At 50.7% G+C, this 17,444-nt stretch carries 18 protein-coding genes; all 18 read left to right on the top strand.

Annotation, left to right across the window (positions count from 1 at the left end):
* Positions 1–7 precede the first annotated feature (7 nt).
* Positions 8–601: a UbiX family flavin prenyltransferase gene (locus B3W37_RS04590; protein ID WP_483174922.1), complete on the top strand. Its 594-nt coding sequence runs from the start codon at positions 8–10 to the stop codon at positions 599–601.
* Between the two features lie 90 nt (positions 602–691).
* On the top strand, positions 692–1,660 hold the full coding sequence (locus tag B3W37_RS04585; RefSeq protein WP_483174921.1) for a polyprenyl synthetase family protein: 969 nt from the start codon (positions 692–694) through the stop codon (positions 1,658–1,660).
* Positions 1,661–1,678: 18 nt separating this feature from the next.
* On the top strand, positions 1,679–2,461 hold the full coding sequence (tatC, locus tag B3W37_RS04580; RefSeq protein WP_483174919.1) for a twin-arginine translocase subunit TatC: 783 nt from the start codon (positions 1,679–1,681) through the stop codon (positions 2,459–2,461).
* Between the two features lie 163 nt (positions 2,462–2,624).
* Positions 2,625–2,813, top strand: coding sequence for a twin-arginine translocase TatA/TatE family subunit (locus B3W37_RS04575; protein WP_481040438.1), 189 nt, complete (start codon positions 2,625–2,627; stop codon positions 2,811–2,813).
* A 34-nt stretch (positions 2,814–2,847) separates the two neighbouring features.
* Entirely contained in the window at positions 2,848–3,507 is a 660-nt protein-coding gene (locus tag B3W37_RS04570) for a precorrin-2 dehydrogenase/sirohydrochlorin ferrochelatase family protein (protein WP_483174918.1), read from the top strand.
* On the top strand, positions 3,483–4,796 hold the full coding sequence (gene hemA / locus B3W37_RS04565; protein WP_483174917.1) for a glutamyl-tRNA reductase: 1,314 nt from the start codon (positions 3,483–3,485) through the stop codon (positions 4,794–4,796). Before B3W37_RS04570 ends, hemA begins: the two co-directional genes overlap by 25 nt.
* Positions 4,765–5,700: a hydroxymethylbilane synthase gene (hemC, locus tag B3W37_RS04560; protein ID WP_481040432.1), complete on the top strand. Its 936-nt coding sequence runs from the start codon at positions 4,765–4,767 to the stop codon at positions 5,698–5,700. Before hemA ends, hemC begins: the two co-directional genes overlap by 32 nt.
* The gene (cobA, locus tag B3W37_RS04555) at positions 5,697–7,241 is read left to right on the top strand and encodes a uroporphyrinogen-III C-methyltransferase (RefSeq protein WP_483174916.1); all 1,545 of its coding nucleotides are present in this window, start codon (positions 5,697–5,699) and stop codon (positions 7,239–7,241) included. Before hemC ends, cobA begins: the two co-directional genes overlap by 4 nt.
* A complete protein-coding gene (locus B3W37_RS04550) occupies positions 7,238–8,416 on the top strand; it encodes a radical SAM protein (protein ID WP_481040428.1) in 1,179 nt (392 codons plus the stop codon). The genes cobA and B3W37_RS04550 overlap by 4 nt, the downstream gene beginning before the upstream one ends.
* Before the next feature lie 51 nt (positions 8,417–8,467).
* Positions 8,468–9,445, top strand: a complete 978-nt coding sequence (hemB, locus tag B3W37_RS04545) for a porphobilinogen synthase (protein WP_483174915.1) — start codon at positions 8,468–8,470, stop codon at positions 9,443–9,445.
* A 31-nt stretch (positions 9,446–9,476) separates the two neighbouring features.
* Entirely contained in the window at positions 9,477–10,472 is a 996-nt protein-coding gene (nirJ2, locus tag B3W37_RS04540) for a putative heme d1 biosynthesis radical SAM protein NirJ2 (RefSeq protein WP_483174914.1), read from the top strand.
* Between the two features lies 1 nt (position 10,473).
* Positions 10,474–10,944 (top strand): siroheme decarboxylase subunit alpha, encoded by a 471-nt coding sequence (ahbA, locus tag B3W37_RS04535; protein WP_483174913.1) that lies wholly within the window; start codon positions 10,474–10,476, stop codon positions 10,942–10,944.
* Positions 10,928–11,440, top strand: coding sequence for a siroheme decarboxylase subunit beta (gene ahbB, locus B3W37_RS04530; RefSeq protein ID WP_483174912.1), 513 nt, complete (start codon positions 10,928–10,930; stop codon positions 11,438–11,440). The genes ahbA and ahbB overlap by 17 nt, the downstream gene beginning before the upstream one ends.
* Positions 11,441–11,442: 2 nt before the next feature.
* Entirely contained in the window at positions 11,443–12,726 is a 1,284-nt protein-coding gene (hemL, locus tag B3W37_RS04525) for a glutamate-1-semialdehyde 2,1-aminomutase (protein WP_483174911.1), read from the top strand.
* A complete protein-coding gene (locus B3W37_RS04520; RefSeq protein ID WP_483174910.1) occupies positions 12,723–13,508 on the top strand; it encodes a CheR family methyltransferase in 786 nt (261 codons plus the stop codon). Before hemL ends, B3W37_RS04520 begins: the two co-directional genes overlap by 4 nt.
* Before the next feature lie 248 nt (positions 13,509–13,756).
* Positions 13,757–14,509 carry an electron transfer flavoprotein subunit beta/FixA family protein gene (locus B3W37_RS04515; RefSeq protein ID WP_481040414.1) on the top strand — a complete coding sequence of 251 codons (753 nt, stop codon included), beginning with the start codon at positions 13,757–13,759 and terminating at the stop codon, positions 14,507–14,509.
* 37 nt (positions 14,510–14,546) lie between these two features.
* On the top strand, positions 14,547–15,500 hold the full coding sequence (locus B3W37_RS04510; RefSeq protein ID WP_483168856.1) for an electron transfer flavoprotein subunit alpha/FixB family protein: 954 nt from the start codon (positions 14,547–14,549) through the stop codon (positions 15,498–15,500).
* 88 nt (positions 15,501–15,588) lie between these two features.
* Positions 15,589–17,444 (top strand): heterodisulfide reductase-related iron-sulfur binding cluster (locus B3W37_RS04505; protein WP_483174908.1); only part of this gene is annotated, 1,856 nt, incomplete at its 3' end.

Here is a 17,444-nt window from a genome sequence, read left to right as displayed (position 1 = left end):
GTGCTCCATGAAGAGATTTACGGTCGGGTTGACCGGGGCCAGCGGGGTTATTTACGGTATTGTCCTGATCAGGGAATTGCTGGCCGCAGGGGGAGAGGTTCATGTGATCGTAAGCCGGGCGGCTGAGATGGTCATGGAAGAGGAGCGAGGCTTGATGCCGGAAGAAACTGCGGCTCAAGCCCTGGATGCTCTGCGCTCCTCATGCCCCAGATTGTTTTTTTACGACAACGATAATATCGCGGCGCCAATGGCCAGTGGTTCTTATATAAATGATGCCATGGTTATTATGCCCTGCACTATGGCTACCCTGTCGGCGCTGGCCCATGGCAGTGCCAGCAGTCTGATGGAACGGGCCGCTGATGTCATGCTAAAAGAGAACCGCTTACTGGTTGTGGTGCCCCGGGAAACGCCATTGAACAAAATTCATATAAAAAATATGCTCATGCTGGCAGAGGCGGGTGCTCAAATTGTGCCGGCCATGCCTGCCTTTTACCATCATCCTGAGGGAATACAGGATATGGTGCACTTTATGGTGGGCAAGGTAATGGATATATTGCAACTGCCTCACCAGTTGTTTAGGCGCTATGACCAGCCCAAATAGTATCAGCACATAGAATACAGAGTTCGATTCGGTTGGAAACAGTCGAATGAAGGATTATAATGATTTTAATTGACAGATGCGGGGGGACATATGGGACCCAATGAATTCTTTGCCCCGGTTGCTGATGAACTGAAAATAGTGGAAAGCAGCCTGGAGAACAACATCAACACCACATTAGCGGTATTGCAAGATGCTTCAACCCACCTCATTAAGGCTGGCGGCAAGCGGCTTCGCCCTGCTTTTGCCCTGCTGGCCGCCAGGGTTTTTGTGGACGAGCTGGAGGACATTATTCCGCTGGCAGTGGCCCTGGAATTAACTCACATGGCTACACTGGTGCACGATGATGTGATCGATGATTCCAAAACCCGGCGGGGCACTGATACTGTTAAACGGCTGTGGGGCAACCGCCTCTCCATAAACGCCGGCAATTTTATTTTTTCGCGCTCACTGGCTCTGGTGGCGGCTTATCAGCGCTGCGATATGATCAGCATTCTGGCCGACACCAGCATGAAAATATGCGAAGGCGAAATCATTCAGATGTTGAGCGCTTACAATACTGAGGTGGGCTTGAAAAATTACCTGCGGCGCATCGAGCGGAAAACCGCCTTGCTGATTTCCGTGAGCTGCCAGTTAGGGGCACTGCTCACGCCAGCCAGCAACCGGGAAGTAACCGCTTTTCAAAAATACGGTTATTATTTGGGAATGGCCTTTCAGGTGACAGATGACATATTGGATTTTGTCGCTACTGAAGAGGTGTTGGGGAAGCCGACCGGCAGTGATGTGAGGCAGGGTATTATTACTCTTCCGACCATTTACGCTTTGCGTTTCAGCCCCCATCGCCAGGAATTGCATCAATGGTTGTCGTCTCCTGAGGAGTGCACTCAAAGGGCTGATACTATACTCGATCTGGTCATCGATGCGGGGGGGATCGATTACGCTTATTACGCCGCCCAATATTACGCGGAAAAAGCCAAACGTCAGCTGCAGTTTCTTCCCAGGACACAGATAACAGAAAATCTGGGGGATATGGCTGATTTTATCTCTATCCGAGATTATTAAGTAAGGGGTGTTACACCAGTGGCCTTTTTCAATTTTGGTGATATGACTGTAGAGGAGAAGCAAACCTTTATTACTCATATGGAAGAGCTGCGTCGGGCCATTATAATCAGTGTAACCGCGATTGTCATCGGCGCTTGTGTGGCTTTTTATTACAATGAGGCTATTCTGGCCGTCATCGTATCGCCCTTGAGTTCGTTGCAAGAGACTTTGATCGTGACCAGCGTAACCGAGGCTTTCTTTGTCAAAATCAAACTGGCCTTATATGCGGGCTTTGTATTGGCATTCCCGATTGTGGTCTGGGCTCTGTGGCGTTTTATCAAGCCGGGATTGTATCCGCATGAACGCAAATATGTTTATATATTACTGCCGGTTACGGTATTGTTGTTTGCCGGCGGGGTTTTATTCGCTTATTTTGGCATACTGCCCCTGGTATTGAATTTCTTCATTTATATAGCCGGGGAAAACCTGGAAACGCTTTTCAAAATTGATCAGTATGTATCCTTTGTAACTGCATTCACTATCCCCTTCGGGTTGGTTTTCGAACTGCCCGTGCTGGTGTTCTTCCTGACAAAAATTGGTGTGATCAAGCCTGACTGGATGGCTAAGAACCGCAAATATGCACTGTTGGCGATTGTGGTGATAGCAGCCGCTTTGACCCCCGGACCTGATCCCATTTCTCAATTGATGATGGCTGTTCCGGTTTATTTTCTTTATGAGGTCAGTATATGGGTCTCAAGGTGGGCTGCCAAGGGCAGGACGCGCCAGTCGGAAATAGGAGGCGATGACGGCCAGGCAACGTAACCCTGACAAGTACAAGCCGCGAAGAATCCCGTTAAGCCGTAACGGCGGGCTGTTCTGCTTTACAAAATATCGCCCTTTTGTCATAATAGCACTATATATGGGGCGTAAGGCGGAAAGGTCTGCACAATTGAGCGGCTCATTTTGAGCGAAGGAGCGAAGAATCTTGTTTGCATTCTTGCCATTTAATGTTGGTCCGTGGGAGTTAATTCTTATTCTAGTTATATTACTGATTATTGTTGGGCCGGGTAAACTGCCGCAAGTAGGGCAGTCTTTGGGCAAAGCCCTGCAGAACTTCAGGAAATCGAAAGAAGAAGAGTTGGAAGAGGAGAATGAAGATAAACCCAATAAATAGAAAGTACAGATAACAATCCCGGTCTTAATCACCGTTGAACGATGGAGTTTTTATGAAACACCTGTTCCCCATATGCCTTAATATGCAAGACAAGCTCTGTCTGGTGGTAGGCGGCGGTGCGGTTGCCGAACGCAAGATAAGAGCCCTGTTGGAGCATGGAGCCAGGGTCAGGGTGGTCAGCAATTCTATTACCGCCCAGATTGAACAATGGCAGCGGGAAAACCTGGCGCAAATTTTAATACGCGGCTTTCAAGAGGAAGACCTGAAGGGTGTCTTCCTGGTTTTTATCGCCACCAATGACAGACAGGTCAACTGCGAGGTCAGTCAACTCTGCCGCCAAAAAGGAATACCGGCCAATGTGGTGGATGATCCAGAACAATGTGATTTTTTGGTGCCGGCCATTGTGCGGCGCAATTCACTGACCTTCGCTGTTTCTACGGAGGGGAAGAGTCCGGCCTATGCTCGTAAACTGCGCCGCGATCTGGAAGAAATAATCACACCTGCGCATGGCGAATTTGTCGACCTGTTGGGCGAAGCCCGGGTCTACCTGCAAAGCCATGTACCTGACATAAAAAAAAGAAAACAAATATTGGAGTCTCTGGTTTACTCGGATATACTTAACCTGATTCAAGTGGGGGAGAAAGATAAAGCGAAGGAGAAGATTAGGCAATGTATGTCCTTTTGGCAGGATTAAATCACCGCACGGCGCCGGTCGAAGTGAGGGAAAAGCTGGCATTTTCAGCACCGGTCATGGAAAAGGCATATCATCATCTGAAACAGAGTGCTGAAATTGAAGGCGCCGTGATTCTGGCTACCTGCAATCGTACTGAGGTTTATGCCACAACCCGCAATATCGCTAATGGCACAGCTGTGCTCAATCAGTTCTTAGAGGAATTTTCCGGATTTCCATATCATGAATTGCAGGGCTATTTATACCAGCCTACCTGTTATGATGCCATTTCCCATATTTTCAGGGTTTCTTCCGGCCTGGATTCGATGATTTTGGGTGAAGCACAAATTCTTGCCCAGGTCAAGGAAGCCTATCAAACCGCTATGGAAAAAGGGGCTTCTGACGGGGTTTTAAACGCCCTGTTTCAGAAGGCCATTTTTGTGGGCAAAAAAACCCGGACCGAAACCGGTATAGATCATCATCCGGTATCCGTCAGTTATGCCGCGGTTGAATTAGCCCGCCAGCATTTTGATTCCCTGGAGGATAAAACCGTTCTGGTGGTAGGCGCCGGTGAAATGAGCGAACTGGCCACTCGCTATTTGATGGTAAATGGCGTAAAATCAGTGATTGTATCCAATCGCTCCTTTGACCGTGCCCAATTGATGGCCCAGAGTTTCAACGGCCGGGCGGTCCGTTTTGATCAGCTGCCCGATGAATTATATAAAGCAGACATAGTGATCAGCTGCACGGCAGCCAATCATTACGTGATCAGAGCGGACAATTGCGGCGGGCAGTTGGCGGCCCGCCAGGGCAAAGAAATGATTATCATCGACATCGCTGTGCCCAGAGATGTCGATCCCGTATTGGGCCAGGTGCAGGGGGTTCATATATTTGACATCGATGATCTTCAGAATGTAGTGGACAGCAACTACCTGCAGCGCCAGAAGGCCGCCCGACAGGCTGAACAGATTATTGCCGAGGAATTGGAAAAATTTAACGAATGGCTGGCCGGTTTATATGTTGTTCCGGTTATTACTGCTCTCAAGCAGCGAGCCGAAACGATCAAGGAACAGGAATTGAAAAAGGCTTTCAACCGCCTGGGCAAGGTATCTGACCATGAACAAAAGGTGATAGTTTCTATGGCCCACACCATTATAAACCAGTTGCTGCATAATCCTATTGTTGGCTTGAAGGAAATGGCGGTCAGCAATGAGGGACATCTCTATGCGGAGGTTGCCAAGAAGCTGTTTGGGCTGCAGGTTAATATGGGGGAACAAGCCGATGAGCAAACTGAGGTTGGGAACAAGGGGTAGTAAACTGGCCCTTTGGCAGGCTAATCATGTTGCCGACCTGCTGCGCCGGGCTGTGCCCGAGCTTGAGGTGACCATAGAGGTTATCAAGACACAGGGCGACAAAATCCTGGATGTATCCCTATCCAAGATAGGGGACAAAGGGCTTTTTACCAAAGAAATAGAGCTGGCATTGCTTAATAATAAGGTGGATCTGGCGGTTCATAGCATGAAGGATCTGCCTTCTGTTCTCGAACCGGGTCTTTGCATAGGTGCGGTTTTATCCCGTGAAAACCCGCAGGATGTATTGCTTTCGCGGCATGCCGGCGGTTTTGCCGAGCTTCCCCGGGGCGCCCGGGTCGGGACTTCCAGCTTGAGAAGAATCGCGCAGATTAAAGCCAGCAGGCCCGACCTGATTATCGTGGATCTGCGGGGCAATGTGGATACACGCATCAGGAAGATGCAAGAGGAAGGCCTGGATGCCATCGTCCTGGCCTATGCCGGAGTGAAGCGGCTTGGTTACGAAGATCTGATCACTGAAATCCTGCCCTGCGACTTGTTGTTGCCTGCGGTAGGCCAAGGCGCCATCGGGGTAGAGATCAGGGCAGGGGATAACGAGACCGCCGGGATTTTGGCCTTAATTGATCATGAACCCACCAGGTTGGGGGTCCTGGCTGAACGCTCCTTTTTACGGACGCTGGAAGGGGGATGCCAAATTCCTATCGGAGCGCTTGCGGAAATTACAGGAGAGGGTTTGAATCTGTCAGGCATAGTGTCTTCTCTGGATGGAACCGTCAAATATCAAGGAGCTTTGCAGGGCAAGCCTGAGGAAGCAGAAGAAATCGGGCTCAGTTTGGCCAATCAGCTTTTGTCCCGTGGTGCCGGTCAAGTCTTGACAGAAATTCGCAGATTAGGGGATAAGAAATGAACAAAGGCTTGGTTTATTTAATAGGAGCAGGTCCTGGAGATCCGGGTCTGTTGACCATTAAGGCCCGAAAGGTATTGGAGGAGGCCGATGTGGTTGTATACGACCGCCTGGTGGGGGCGGAGATCCTCGCCATGGCCAATCCTCAGGCAGAATTCATCTATGTCGGCAAAATTTCAGGCCGACACGCCCTCCCCCAGGAAGAGATCAACAGATTGCTGGTGGAAAAAGCTGCCAGAGGCCAAAAAGTCGCCCGGCTCAAAGGCGGGGATCCCTTTTTATATGGCAGGGGCGGAGAAGAGGCGGTTTTTGTCAGAAAACATGGCCTGGAATTCGAAATCATTCCGGGAATCACTTCCGCCATTGCGGTGCCGGCTTATGCCGGTATACCGGTGACTCACCGCGATGCCACCTCCAGTTTTGCGGTTATCACCGGGCATGAAAAGCCTGAAAAAACCAGGAGTTCCATTCACTGGGACAAGATCAGTACTGGTATAGGTACCCTGGTGTTCTTGATGGGGGTTGAGAATCTGCCCACGATTTGCCACGAACTGATAAGCCATGGCCGATCCCCCCAGACTCCCATTGCCCTGGTCAGGTGGGGGACACTCCCTCAACAAGAGGTCTTAACCGGCACCCTGGAGAATATTGTCGAGAAGGTTGAGGCTGCCCAATTCAAACCTCCGGCTGTCATTATAGTAGGAGAAGTGGTTGAGCTCAGGGAGCAGCTCAAATGGATTGAGAGCAAACCACTGTTGGGGAAACGGGTCATTGTCACCCGGGCCCGGGCTCAAGCCAGCGCGTTGGTCGATAAGATACGCCAGGCAGGCGGTCAGGCCATTGAGTGCCCCAGTATAATTATCCAGAAGGAAGTCGACCGGGAGGCTTTGCATGCCGCTTTTAAAAACCTGGAGTATTACGATTGGCTGGTTTTTACCAGTGTCAACGGGGTGGATATCTTCCTGGAAGAGATGTTTCAACACGGCCTGGACATCCGCGATCTGAAAGGCATCAGGCTGGTATCTATCGGTCCTGCGACCAGAAAGAGGCTGGAGGAACACGGGCTGAGAGTGGAGATCATGCCCCCGGAATATCAGGCTGAAGGCATACTCGACCAGCTGCAAAAGAGCATAACCCCAGGTCAATGGGTGCTTTTGCCCCGGGCCATTGGAGCCAGGAATGTACTGCCGGATACCCTCAAAAACTGGGGGGTATATATGCACGAAATCGGTCTTTACCGGGCTGTGGCAGCACAGACAGCAGGTCAGGACTTAATTGAAGAAATGCTGAACGGGGATTTTGATTATCTAACATTTACAAGTTCATCAACAGTGGCTAATTTCGTTAAAATGATAGGTGAGGACAACGTATCACGTATCGACCCATTGGTTAAAGTGGCCTGCATCGGACCGATTACAGCCGGAACAGCAAGGGATATGGGCTTCACCGTTGATGTGATGGCCCGGGAGTACACCATAGAAGGACTGGTGCAGGCTGTGGTCAAGGACGCTCATAGCGCCACGGGAGAGGAGAGAGTGCAGTGATAGGATGCACCAAACTATTATGCGGTCAAGCGACCGTATCAGATGCGATTAAACATAGAGGGCAGGAGGGTGATATACCGCCGCAACTGTTGCAGTTCTCCGCTACCAACCGCCCTCTGGTGGTATGGAATATGACCAACCGCTGCAATCTGAAGTGCCTGCATTGTTATATCAATGCCGAAGACAGGAAATACCAGGATGAGCTTAGTACTGAAGAAGCGGAGGCGTTTATCCGTGACCTGGCAGGCATGAAGGTGCCGGTTTTGCTGTTTTCCGGCGGAGAACCCCTCTTGCGCAAGGATATCTATCAGTTGGGGAGCCTGGCCGCCGAGTTGGGATTAAGGCCGGTAATATCCACCAACGGCACTTTGATCGATGCAGCGGCGGCGGCAAATATTAAAGCCGCAGGATTTCAATATGTGGGCATCAGCATAGATGGGGGGCCTGAGACCCATGATCACTTCAGAAGCATACCCGGAGCCTTTGAAATGGCTTTAAGGGGCATACGTACCTGCCTGGATCACGGTATAAAAACTGGCATACGCTTCACGGTAAATAAATATAATCAAGAGGATTTACCGGTAATTTTTGATCTGATAGAAAAGGAAGGTATCCCCCGGTTCTGTATGTATCATCTGGTTTATGCCGGGCGCGGCGCCGAAATGGCTGACATGGACACCAGCATCGAAGAGAAAGAGGCCATCCTCAATTATGTGTGTCAAAAGACCCTGGAGTTGGCGGCTAAAGGAATAGAAACCGAGATCCTGACTACGGATAACCATGCTGACGGAATATATCTCTTAAATAAAATAAAGGCTGAAAATCCTGAACGGGCCGCCGAGGTCATTCAATTGCTGGAAATGCATGGCGGATGTTCTGCGGGAACCAAGTTTGCCAATGTGGATCCTCGCGGGAATGTCCACCCCTGCCAATTCTGGCAGGATTATACCGTAGGCAATGTGCGGGAGAAGCCTTTTAGCGAGATCTGGACTTCAGATGACGCCTTGATGGTCAAACTCCGGGAAAAGCAGCTTCATGTTACCGGCAGCTGCGGAGAATGCCAGTACAAACAGCTGTGCGGGGGATGTCGTATACGCGCCAGGGCAGTGAAGGGCGATCTATGGGCAGAAGATCCGGCCTGCTACCTCTCGGCTGAAGAGCGCAAGAGTAAATAAACGCCATTTGGCCAGCTTTTTTGGCCAAATCATTCAGTGAGGTGACTTAATATGCACTTTCCCACCAGTAGATTAAGAAGGCTTCGCAACCACGCTGTGTTGCGGGATATGGTCGCAGAAACCAGATTATCCATAAAAGAGCTGATCTACCCGCTGTTTGTTCATTATGGCCAGGGTATACGCAACCCCATTGCCTCCATGCCCGGCGTTTTTCAGCTCTCGGTAGACCAGCTGGCGGCTGAAATCAAGGAGATTGACAGCCTGGGGATACCTGCAGTCCTTTTATTCGGAATCCCGGAGTACAAGGATTCTTGTGGCAGCAGCGGCTACAGTGACACGGGTGTTGTGCAAGAGGCTATTAAGGTTATTAAAGATACTTGCCCGCAGCTGCAGATTGTTACCGATGTGTGCATGTGCGAATATACTGACCATGGCCATTGCGGGGTGATCAGCGGTGACGGCATGGTCGACAATGATGCCACACTGGAATTGCTGGCTTTAGAAGCCCTCTCTCATGTCCGGGCGGGTTGTGATATAGTAGCGCCTTCAGATATGATGGACGGCAGAATCGGCTTCATCAGACAGCGCTTGGATGAGACTGGGTATTCCCACATTCCCATCATGTCTTATGCTGCCAAATATGCTTCCGGTTTCTATGGACCTTTTCGTGAAGCTGCCGATTCAGCCCCGCAATTCGGAGACCGCCGCACTCATCAAATGGACCCGGCTAATGTGCGGGAGGCCTTGCGGGAAGTGTACCTGGATGTGGAGGAAGGGGCCGATATCGTTATGGTCAAGCCGGCCCTTCCTTATTTGGATGTAATCAGAGCGGTAAAAGAGCGGTTCGGCCTGCCCACCGCGGCATATAACGTAAGTGGTGAATTTGCCATGATCAAGGCTGCTGCCGCCAATGGATGGATCGATGAAGAGCGGGTGATGATGGAGGTTCTGACTTCTATCAAAAGAGCCGGCGCCGATTTAACCATAACCTATTTTGCCAAAGATGCCGCCCGATTCCTCAATCGATAGGAGGTGAACAGACAGGCTTCTGTCTGTAATTATGCTGGTTTCGTGGAATACTACCAATCAGTGCAATCTATACTGTGAACATTGCTACCGGGATGCCGGAAACGTAATGCAGGCCGAATTGGACAGCGGCGAAGCCCGGCAATTGATTAAAGATATCAAAAAGGCCGGTTTCAAAATTATGATTTTCAGCGGCGGAGAGCCCCTGATGCGCCCGGATATTTATGAATTAATCAGTTTCGCATCCTCCCAGGGCCTGCGTGCGGTATTGGGATCAAATGGCACCTTGATTGATGCCCGGACTGCCCGCATGCTTAAGGAATCTGGCATTATGGCCGCAGGCATCAGCCTGGACAGCCTGGATGAAAGCAAGCATGACGCGTTCCGTGGTCTGGCGCGCGCCTCTGAAATGACCATGGAGGGCATAAAGCATCTTAAGGAAGCCGGGATCCCTTTTCAAATTCACACCACGGTGATGGACTGGAACTCCAGCGAATTGGAAGCCATCACTGACCTGGCAATAGCAATAGGGGCTATAGCCCATCATATATTTTTCCTGGTTCCAACCGGGCGCGGCGCCGATATCGAACAGGAGGCTCTGCGGGTGGCCGAATATGAAAAGACCATCGCCCGCTTGATGAATAAACAGAAAACGGTTCCAATTGAGATCAAGCCTACTTGTGCGCCCCAGTTCATCAGGGTTGCCGACAAAAAAGGCATTCCCATGCGCTTTAGCAGGGGGTGTCTGGCCGGCATCAGCTACTGCATTATCAATCCCCGCGGGGACGTGCAGCCCTGTGCCTATCTGGATATGCCTTTGGGCAATGTGAGAGAAACGCCTTTTGATGTGATATGGCGGGAAAACCCAATGTTTAACGCCCTGCGTACCCTCGAATATGAAGGAAAATGCGGGCAATGCGATTATAAAGAGCGCTGCGGCGGATGCCGGGCCCGGGCTTATTACTATAGCGGCGGCAACTATATGGCAGAAGATCAGTGGTGCCTGTATAAAGCCCCTGAAAGGCAATGATATGAGTAGTCTTACTGTTCTGGACAAAAAATTGCTGGATATTTTACAGAACCGCTTTCCCCTCAGCGCGACCCCTTTTCAAGACCTGGCCGAAGAACTGGGCTTAGCTGAAGAGGAAGTCGTGGAGAATGTGCGGCATTTGATAGAACAAGGCGTTATCCGGCGGATCGGGGCCATAATCGACGGCAGGACGATAGGATATCACTCCACTCTCTGTGCTTGCCAGGTCCCCCCCGGGGAGCTGGAGGCGGTGGCGGCAGCAGTCAGCGCCCTAAAAGGGGTAACCCATAATTACCAGCGTGATCACCGCTATAATCTATGGTTTACCCTTAGCGCACCATCCGCCCAGGCAAGCGAACAATTGTTAACCGAATTGGAAGAACAAACCGGGGTGAAAATGGTTGCCATGCCGGCGACCCGCCTCTACAAAATAGACGCCCGTTTCGAAATGAGTGATGATGTTGACAAATAGGCTTTTGACCAAACAAGTGGTGGACTTTATACAGGGGAAAATCGACCCGGTGCACCGGCCCTTCGCCGCTTTAGCGGCAGAGCTGGATTGCAGTGAAGCCGAAATCGTCGGGATCATCTCCGACTTAAAAAAACGCGGTATTATCCGCCGCTTCGGGGCGGTTTTGCGGCATCAACAGGCCGGGTATATATGCAATGCCATGGTAGCCTGGCAGGCCCCTGAAGGGCGCGAAGATGCATTAGGGGAAAAGATGGCGGCTTATCCTCAGGTGAGCCATTGTTATCTACGTCAGGTTCCCGGGGACTTTCCCTATCAGCTTTTTACCATGATACACGCCCGCAGTGAAGAGGAACTTCAGGATGTGGTCAAGGCCATCGCCACAGCCACTGACATTCACAATTACCAGGTTCTGCATAGTGTCCGGGAGTTCAAAAAGGTGAGTATGCATTATGAAGTTGAGGACTGGCTGGCGGCGGGTTATAAGGAGGAAGGTTAATTATGCGGGGCGCTTCAAAACAGCTCTTTTCCCAGGCGCAAAGCCTGATTCCCGGCGGCGTCAACAGCCCGGTCAGGGCTTTTAAGGCTGTAGGTACCGATCCGTTATTTATAGACAGAGCCAAAGGCTGCCAGGTTGTTGACGTGGATGGCAACAGCTATATAGATTACGTTTGCTCCTGGGGGCCTCTCATACTGGGGCATGCTCATCCCGAAGTCCTGGCAGCCATTAACCAAAGTGCCCTAAAGGGCACCAGTTATGGCGCCCCCTGCCGGCAGGAGGTGGAAATGGCTTTGATGATATGTGAGGCATTTCCTTCTATAGACAAAGTGCGTATGGTCAATTCAGGGACTGAAGCTACTATGAGCGCCATACGCCTGGCCCGGGCTTTCACCGGCAGAAACAAGGTTATTAAGTTTGAGGGCTGCTACCACGGCCATGCCGATGCCTTTTTGATTAAAGCCGGCTCGGGGCTGTTGACCTCAGGCGTTCCTACCAGCCCCGGTATTCCTCAGGAATTGGCGGCTTATACCCTGATCGCACAGTATAACGATTTACAGTCAGTCCAGATTCTGTTCGAAGAGCATTTTAATGACATTGCCGCCGTAATTGTAGAACCGGTAGCCGGAAATATGGGTTTAGTGCTGCCTGACCCGCAGTTTCTGCAGGGTTTGCGCGCCATTGCCGATCAGTATGGCAGCCTGTTGATATTTGATGAAGTCATCACCGGATTCCGGCTGACCTATGGCGGTTATCAGAATATTGTCGGAATTAAACCGGATTTAACAACGCTGGGCAAGATCATCGGTGGAGGGCTGCCGGTAGGGGCTTACGGCGGGCGTCGGGAAATCATGGATCTGGTTGCGCCTCAAGGACCAGTCTATCAGGCCGGCACCCTATCAGGCAATCCCCTGGCTATGGCCGCAGGGGCGGCCACCCTGCGTATCCTGAAAGACGGTGCTGTCTACGAGCGCTTGGACCAGCGGTGCGAAAGACTGGTCCAGGGACTGGTCAACGCATTTGCAGATGCCGGGGAAAAGATGGGTATAAATCGTATCGGTTCTATGTTTTCGGTTTTCTTTACCGGGCAAAAAGTCAATAGTTACAAGGCGGTGATGAGCTGCGACACCGAGCGCTATGCCGCTTATTTCCGCGCCATGCTGCAGTTGGGGGTATATTTTCCGCCGGCACAGTTTGAAGTCAGTTTTGTGTCTCTGGCCCATGAGGAAGAAGATATTGACAATACTGTTGCCCGGACCCGTTTAGCCCTGGAAACACTGCCTTGAAGAGGATAAATCGCCATGATTGGGAATGGTTTGTAAGGCAATTTGAGGGCATCAGCAAAATAAACCTCACTGCTTATAAACGCCCGCAAATGGAACGCCGTATCAACAGCTTCATGCGCACTAACGGCCTCGCGGATTATGGCAGTCTGGTGGAAAAACTGCAGGCTGATAAAGAGCTGTACAAGAAATTTTTGGAACACCTCACTATCAACGTATCCGAGTTTTTTCGTAATCCCGTGCATTGGAGGGTGATGGAGGATACCATTATTCCCATATTGATTAAGCAGCGCAGTCAGCTTAAGATATGGAGTGCAGGCTGTTCAACCGGGGAAGAGCCATATTCATTGGCTATAATGGCCCGCGAAAAAAACTATGATGTGCGGGAATCCATCCTGGCCACTGATTTGGATGCAGAAGTCCTGGACAGGGCAGCAGAGGGGGTGTACCATAATCGTGTGGTGCGGGAGGTCCCCGAGCGGATCCTGAAGAGTTACTTTGAGGAAGAAAACGGGGTTTACAGGGTCAGGCCGCAGATCAAGAAGTTGGTGAGGTTTAAGCAGCATGATCTTTTAAAAGACCCTTTCCCCCGGGACTATGACTTGATCCTGTGCCGCAATGTGGTCATTTATTTTACCGAGGAGACCAAGCAGGAACTTTATGGAAGGTTTGCCCAAGCCTTAAGGGCAGGCGGCATACTATTTATCGGCAGTACCGAACAGATTTTCAATGGTCGGGAACTGGGGCTTAAATCGCTTTCAACCTTTTTTTACCAGAAAAGCTGATGATCTATGTTATAAAAAAGTTGCCATTCATTTCAAAAAAGCAGGAAATGTAAGGCTGGTATCGAAGTTATAATATTGACTATCTATATATTATTTTATTCCCTAAACAAGTTTGGCGGTAAATTTGCCGTAGGCAAGCAGAATAAATATATGCAGTTGTCATGGGGGTGGTGGCTGATTACTCAACATGGGAAAGTCCGTTATGCTTTTGTTGACCAATTATCATCAGACGAAAAGGAGGAATGAACTTGAAGGTTCTGGTTTGTGTTAAGCAGACATTTGACACTGAGGCAAAAATCGAGTTGAAGGATGGCAAGATCTCTGATGCGGGGATCAATCTCATCATCAATCCTTATGATGAGGTTGCCGTAGAAGGCGGCATCCAGCTGAAGGAAAAAGGCATTGCGAAAGAGATCGTGGTGGTTTCTGCCGGTTCAGACAAAGCCATGGACGCAATCCGCACCGCTCTGGCCATGGGCGCAGACCGGGGCATCCTGGTGAAACAGGATACTGCCGCTGACGAATACGCCCGGGCATGTGCATTGGCTGCAGTGATTAAAGGAGAATCTCCCGACATCATTCTGGCAGGCCATGTAGCAGCTGACGATGGATCATCCCAAGTACCGACTCGTGTTGCAGAGATTCTAGGTATGCCGCATGTAAACGTCATTACCGCAGTCGACATTGCCGGCGGCAAAGCAACCTGCACCAGTGAGGCTGATGGCGGCACCCAGGTTACCGAAGTGAGCTTGCCCGCAGTTATTTCCAGCCAGGTAAGCTGGAACGAGCCTCGTTATCCTTCTATGAAGGGCATCATGGCAGCCAAGAAAAAACCGGTCTCCACTGTGGATGCCGCAGCTGTTGCCAACAAGGTCTCGATCGTCAGCGTTTCTTTACCGCCTGCAAAACAAGCCGGCATAAAGATCGAAGACGAAGCCGCAGTCACTGGCGCCAAGCTGGCTGATTGGATGCTGAACACTGTTAAGGTCGAAGTAAAATAGGTGCCTTGCAAGGCTTATTAATAAAGGAGGGTAATTGATGGCAGGAACATGGGTTATTGTAGAACAAAAGGGCGGCAGTATTCGTAAAGTCACTTATGAAATGCTGTCTGAAGCCAAAAAATGGGGCGACGAAGTAAGCGCAATCGTATTTGGCCAGGGTGTCGAGGCATTGGCTCCCGAATTTGCCAAATTCGGCGCCGATAAAGTATATGTTGTGGAAGGCGACGTATTCGCCAATTACAATACCGGTGCTTATGTAGCCCAGCTGGCTGCTATGATCAATGAGTATCAGCCTAATGCGATCATGTTTGCTCATACCTTCAACGGCAGAGACTTCGCATCCCGGTTGGCACAGAAGTTGGATGCCGGGCTGGCCACTGACGTGATCAAGGCCAATGTGGGCGCAGGCAAAGGCGTATTCACCAGATCCATATATGCCGGTAAAGCTCTGGCCGAGGTGGAAGTAGCCACCGTTCCGGTATTGGCGACTATCCGCGCCGGGGTCATGGAACTGGCTGAATCAGCCGGAGCAGGTGCGGTGGTTAAACCCGCTATCGCTGCAAGCGCCGCTGATGTCTATCAGGTTGTAAAGGATTTCATTCCTGCCGTTTCGGCCCGACCGGATCTTACTGAAGCTGACGTGGTTATATCCGGCGGACGCGGATGCAAAGGCCCCGACGGCATTCAACTGGTTGAAAAACTGGCTGACATGCTGGGTGCTGCAGTTGGCGGCAGCCGTGCATCCATTGACTCAGGATGGCTGGGTCACGAACTCCAGGTTGGCCAAACCGGCAAAGTGGTTAACCCCAACCTGTACATTGCCTGTGGTATTTCAGGTGCTATTCAGCACTTAGCTGGCATGTCTTCCTCCAAGTACATCGCTTGCATCAATACTGACACAGAAGCTCCCATTTTCAACGTATCCGATTTTGGCGTAGTGGGCGACCTGTTCAAAGTCATTCCGGTTGTATGCGGTGAGATAAAGAAATAACCTGGATCCCGGGGAAAAGGGCTTATTCTGGATATACCTACGGGTATATCCAGTTAATCCCGCTTCATTTAAGGAGGGAATTTTGTAAATGATTTTTGGATTTGAACCACTGGAAGGTGGTTATGAAGTTCCCATGAGGGTGGTCGGGGCTAACGTACCTTATGAATGGCTTATTTATATCTTTATGTTCATCCCCATCGGTATTTTATGTTTTGGGTTTTACGAAAAGGCCAAGGTATGGTGGCTTGCGAAGGGCGAGATCCATAGGGTCGACAACGGTTGGCAACGGCTCTTGTCATGGCTTACTTTCTCCTTTGCACAGGCTCGTGTAATCAGAAAACCTTTTGCTGGCTGGATGCATGCCTTCTTATTCTGGGGCTTTTTAGTCCTGGCACTGGCGGCAGGCGTTGACGCAGCCCATTTTTGGATACATTGGCCTCCTGTAGAAGGCGGAACATATATTGCCTTCTCTTTCGTTGTTGACCTGTTAGGCTTCCTGGCATTAATAGGTATAATGGCTCTGGCTTACATCCGCTATGTTCAGAAACCAGACCGCTTAAATGACACCAAAAAGTCCGATGGTTGGATTATCTTTTTGATTTTCACCATTCTGCTGACCGGGTTCTTCATTGAAGGCCTGAGAATAGCAGCTCAGATTAAACTGGCCACTACTATGGAACAGATTCAATACGAGCAAATGGCATCAGCCTTTGGCTGGTATTTTGCTTATCTGTTCGCTGGTATGTCTCTGGAATCGGTTCTGGTATGGCATCGCATCATGTGGTGGTTCCACATGTGGATTGCCTTTGCATTTATCGCTCTGGTTCCATTTACCAAACTGTGGCACATCGTGACCAGCATGATCAATTATGCTTTCCGCGACCTCGGCCCCTCGGCTTTGCGGCACGTGGAGAACATTGAAGAAGCCGAAACCTTCGGTGTAGAGAAAATCGAAGAATTCGGTTGGAAAGACATCGTAGACCTGGATGCCTGCATCCGCTGCGGACGCTGCCAGGAAAACTGCCCGGCCTACAACACCGGCAAGCACCTCAATCCTAAGATCACCCTGATTCAGAATATGAAGCAACACTGGGATGCCAAGGTGCCTTACCTGATTGCAGCTCAGGATCATCCTGCTGAGGAGGACGCTGCGGTGGCCATGACCGAAGAGGCGGCTGCTGAGGCTGTAAATCCCATGGAACAGAGCCTGATTTACGATGTGGTAACCAGTGATGTAATCTGGGATTGCACCAACTGCCGCGCTTGTATGGAGCATTGCCCGATGTTCATCGAACACATCCCCAAGATTGCCGAAATGAGACGCAATCTGGTTATGTGGCAGGGAGATATGCCGGGTGAAGCGCAGATGGCGTTCACCAACATGGAACGCAACTACAACCCCTGGGGCGTTGGCTGGGCCAACCGCGCTCAGTGGCTCACCGAGAGAGGCGTTCGCGAGATGGTCAACCTGCTGCCTGAAGACGGCGGTGAGTTTGAATACCTGCTCTATGCCGGCTGTGCGGTATCCTTCGACGACCGCTATAAGAGGGTCGGGGAAGCCTTGGTCAGAATCCTCAACCAGGCCGGGGTCAGCTTCGGTTACCTGGGCACTGAGGAGTTCTGCTGCGGCGACTCTGCCAGAAGGCTGGGCAACGAATACCTGTACCAGACCCTGGTACAGCAAAACCTCGAGTCTTTCAACAACTACGGCGTTAAGAAGATCATTGTGGTCTGCCCGCATGGTTATAATGCGCTGAAGAATGAATACCCGCAGATGGGCGGCAACTTTGAGGTTTACCATTATACCGAAGTCCTGTCCCAACTGATTGCCCAGGGCAAGATTAAGCCGGGCAAACTTGGCTCCAAGGCCACCTATCACGATTCCTGCTTCCTGGGCAGACACAATAATATCTATGATCAGCCCAGACAGGCCCTGCAGTCTGC

The sequence above is a fragment of the Syntrophomonas sp. UBA5494 genome (genome assembly GCF_002426325.1).
This window is presented reverse-complemented; position numbering and strand designations above follow the sequence as displayed.

What these genes read in the sequence shown, in the direction of transcription:
- B3W37_RS04590 (WP_483174922.1), top strand. Translation starts at nt 8, where the DNA reads ATGAAGAGATTTACGGTCGGGTTGACCGGGGCCAGCGGGGTTATTTAC.
- B3W37_RS04585 (WP_483174921.1), top strand. Translation starts at nt 692, where the DNA reads ATGGGACCCAATGAATTCTTTGCCCCGGTTGCTGATGAACTGAAAATA.
- hemA (WP_483174917.1), top strand. Translation starts at nt 3,483, where the DNA reads ATGTATGTCCTTTTGGCAGGATTAAATCACCGCACGGCGCCGGTCGAA.
- hemC (WP_481040432.1), top strand. Translation starts at nt 4,765, where the DNA reads ATGAGCAAACTGAGGTTGGGAACAAGGGGTAGTAAACTGGCCCTTTGG.
- cobA (WP_483174916.1), top strand. Translation starts at nt 5,697, where the DNA reads ATGAACAAAGGCTTGGTTTATTTAATAGGAGCAGGTCCTGGAGATCCG.
- hemB (WP_483174915.1), top strand. Translation starts at nt 8,468, where the DNA reads ATGCACTTTCCCACCAGTAGATTAAGAAGGCTTCGCAACCACGCTGTG.
- nirJ2 (WP_483174914.1), top strand. Translation starts at nt 9,477, where the DNA reads ATGCTGGTTTCGTGGAATACTACCAATCAGTGCAATCTATACTGTGAA.
- ahbA (WP_483174913.1), top strand. Translation starts at nt 10,474, where the DNA reads ATGAGTAGTCTTACTGTTCTGGACAAAAAATTGCTGGATATTTTACAG.
- ahbB (WP_483174912.1), top strand. Translation starts at nt 10,928, where the DNA reads ATGATGTTGACAAATAGGCTTTTGACCAAACAAGTGGTGGACTTTATA.
- hemL (WP_483174911.1), top strand. Translation starts at nt 11,443, where the DNA reads ATGCGGGGCGCTTCAAAACAGCTCTTTTCCCAGGCGCAAAGCCTGATT.
- B3W37_RS04510 (WP_483168856.1), top strand. Translation starts at nt 14,547, where the DNA reads ATGGCAGGAACATGGGTTATTGTAGAACAAAAGGGCGGCAGTATTCGT.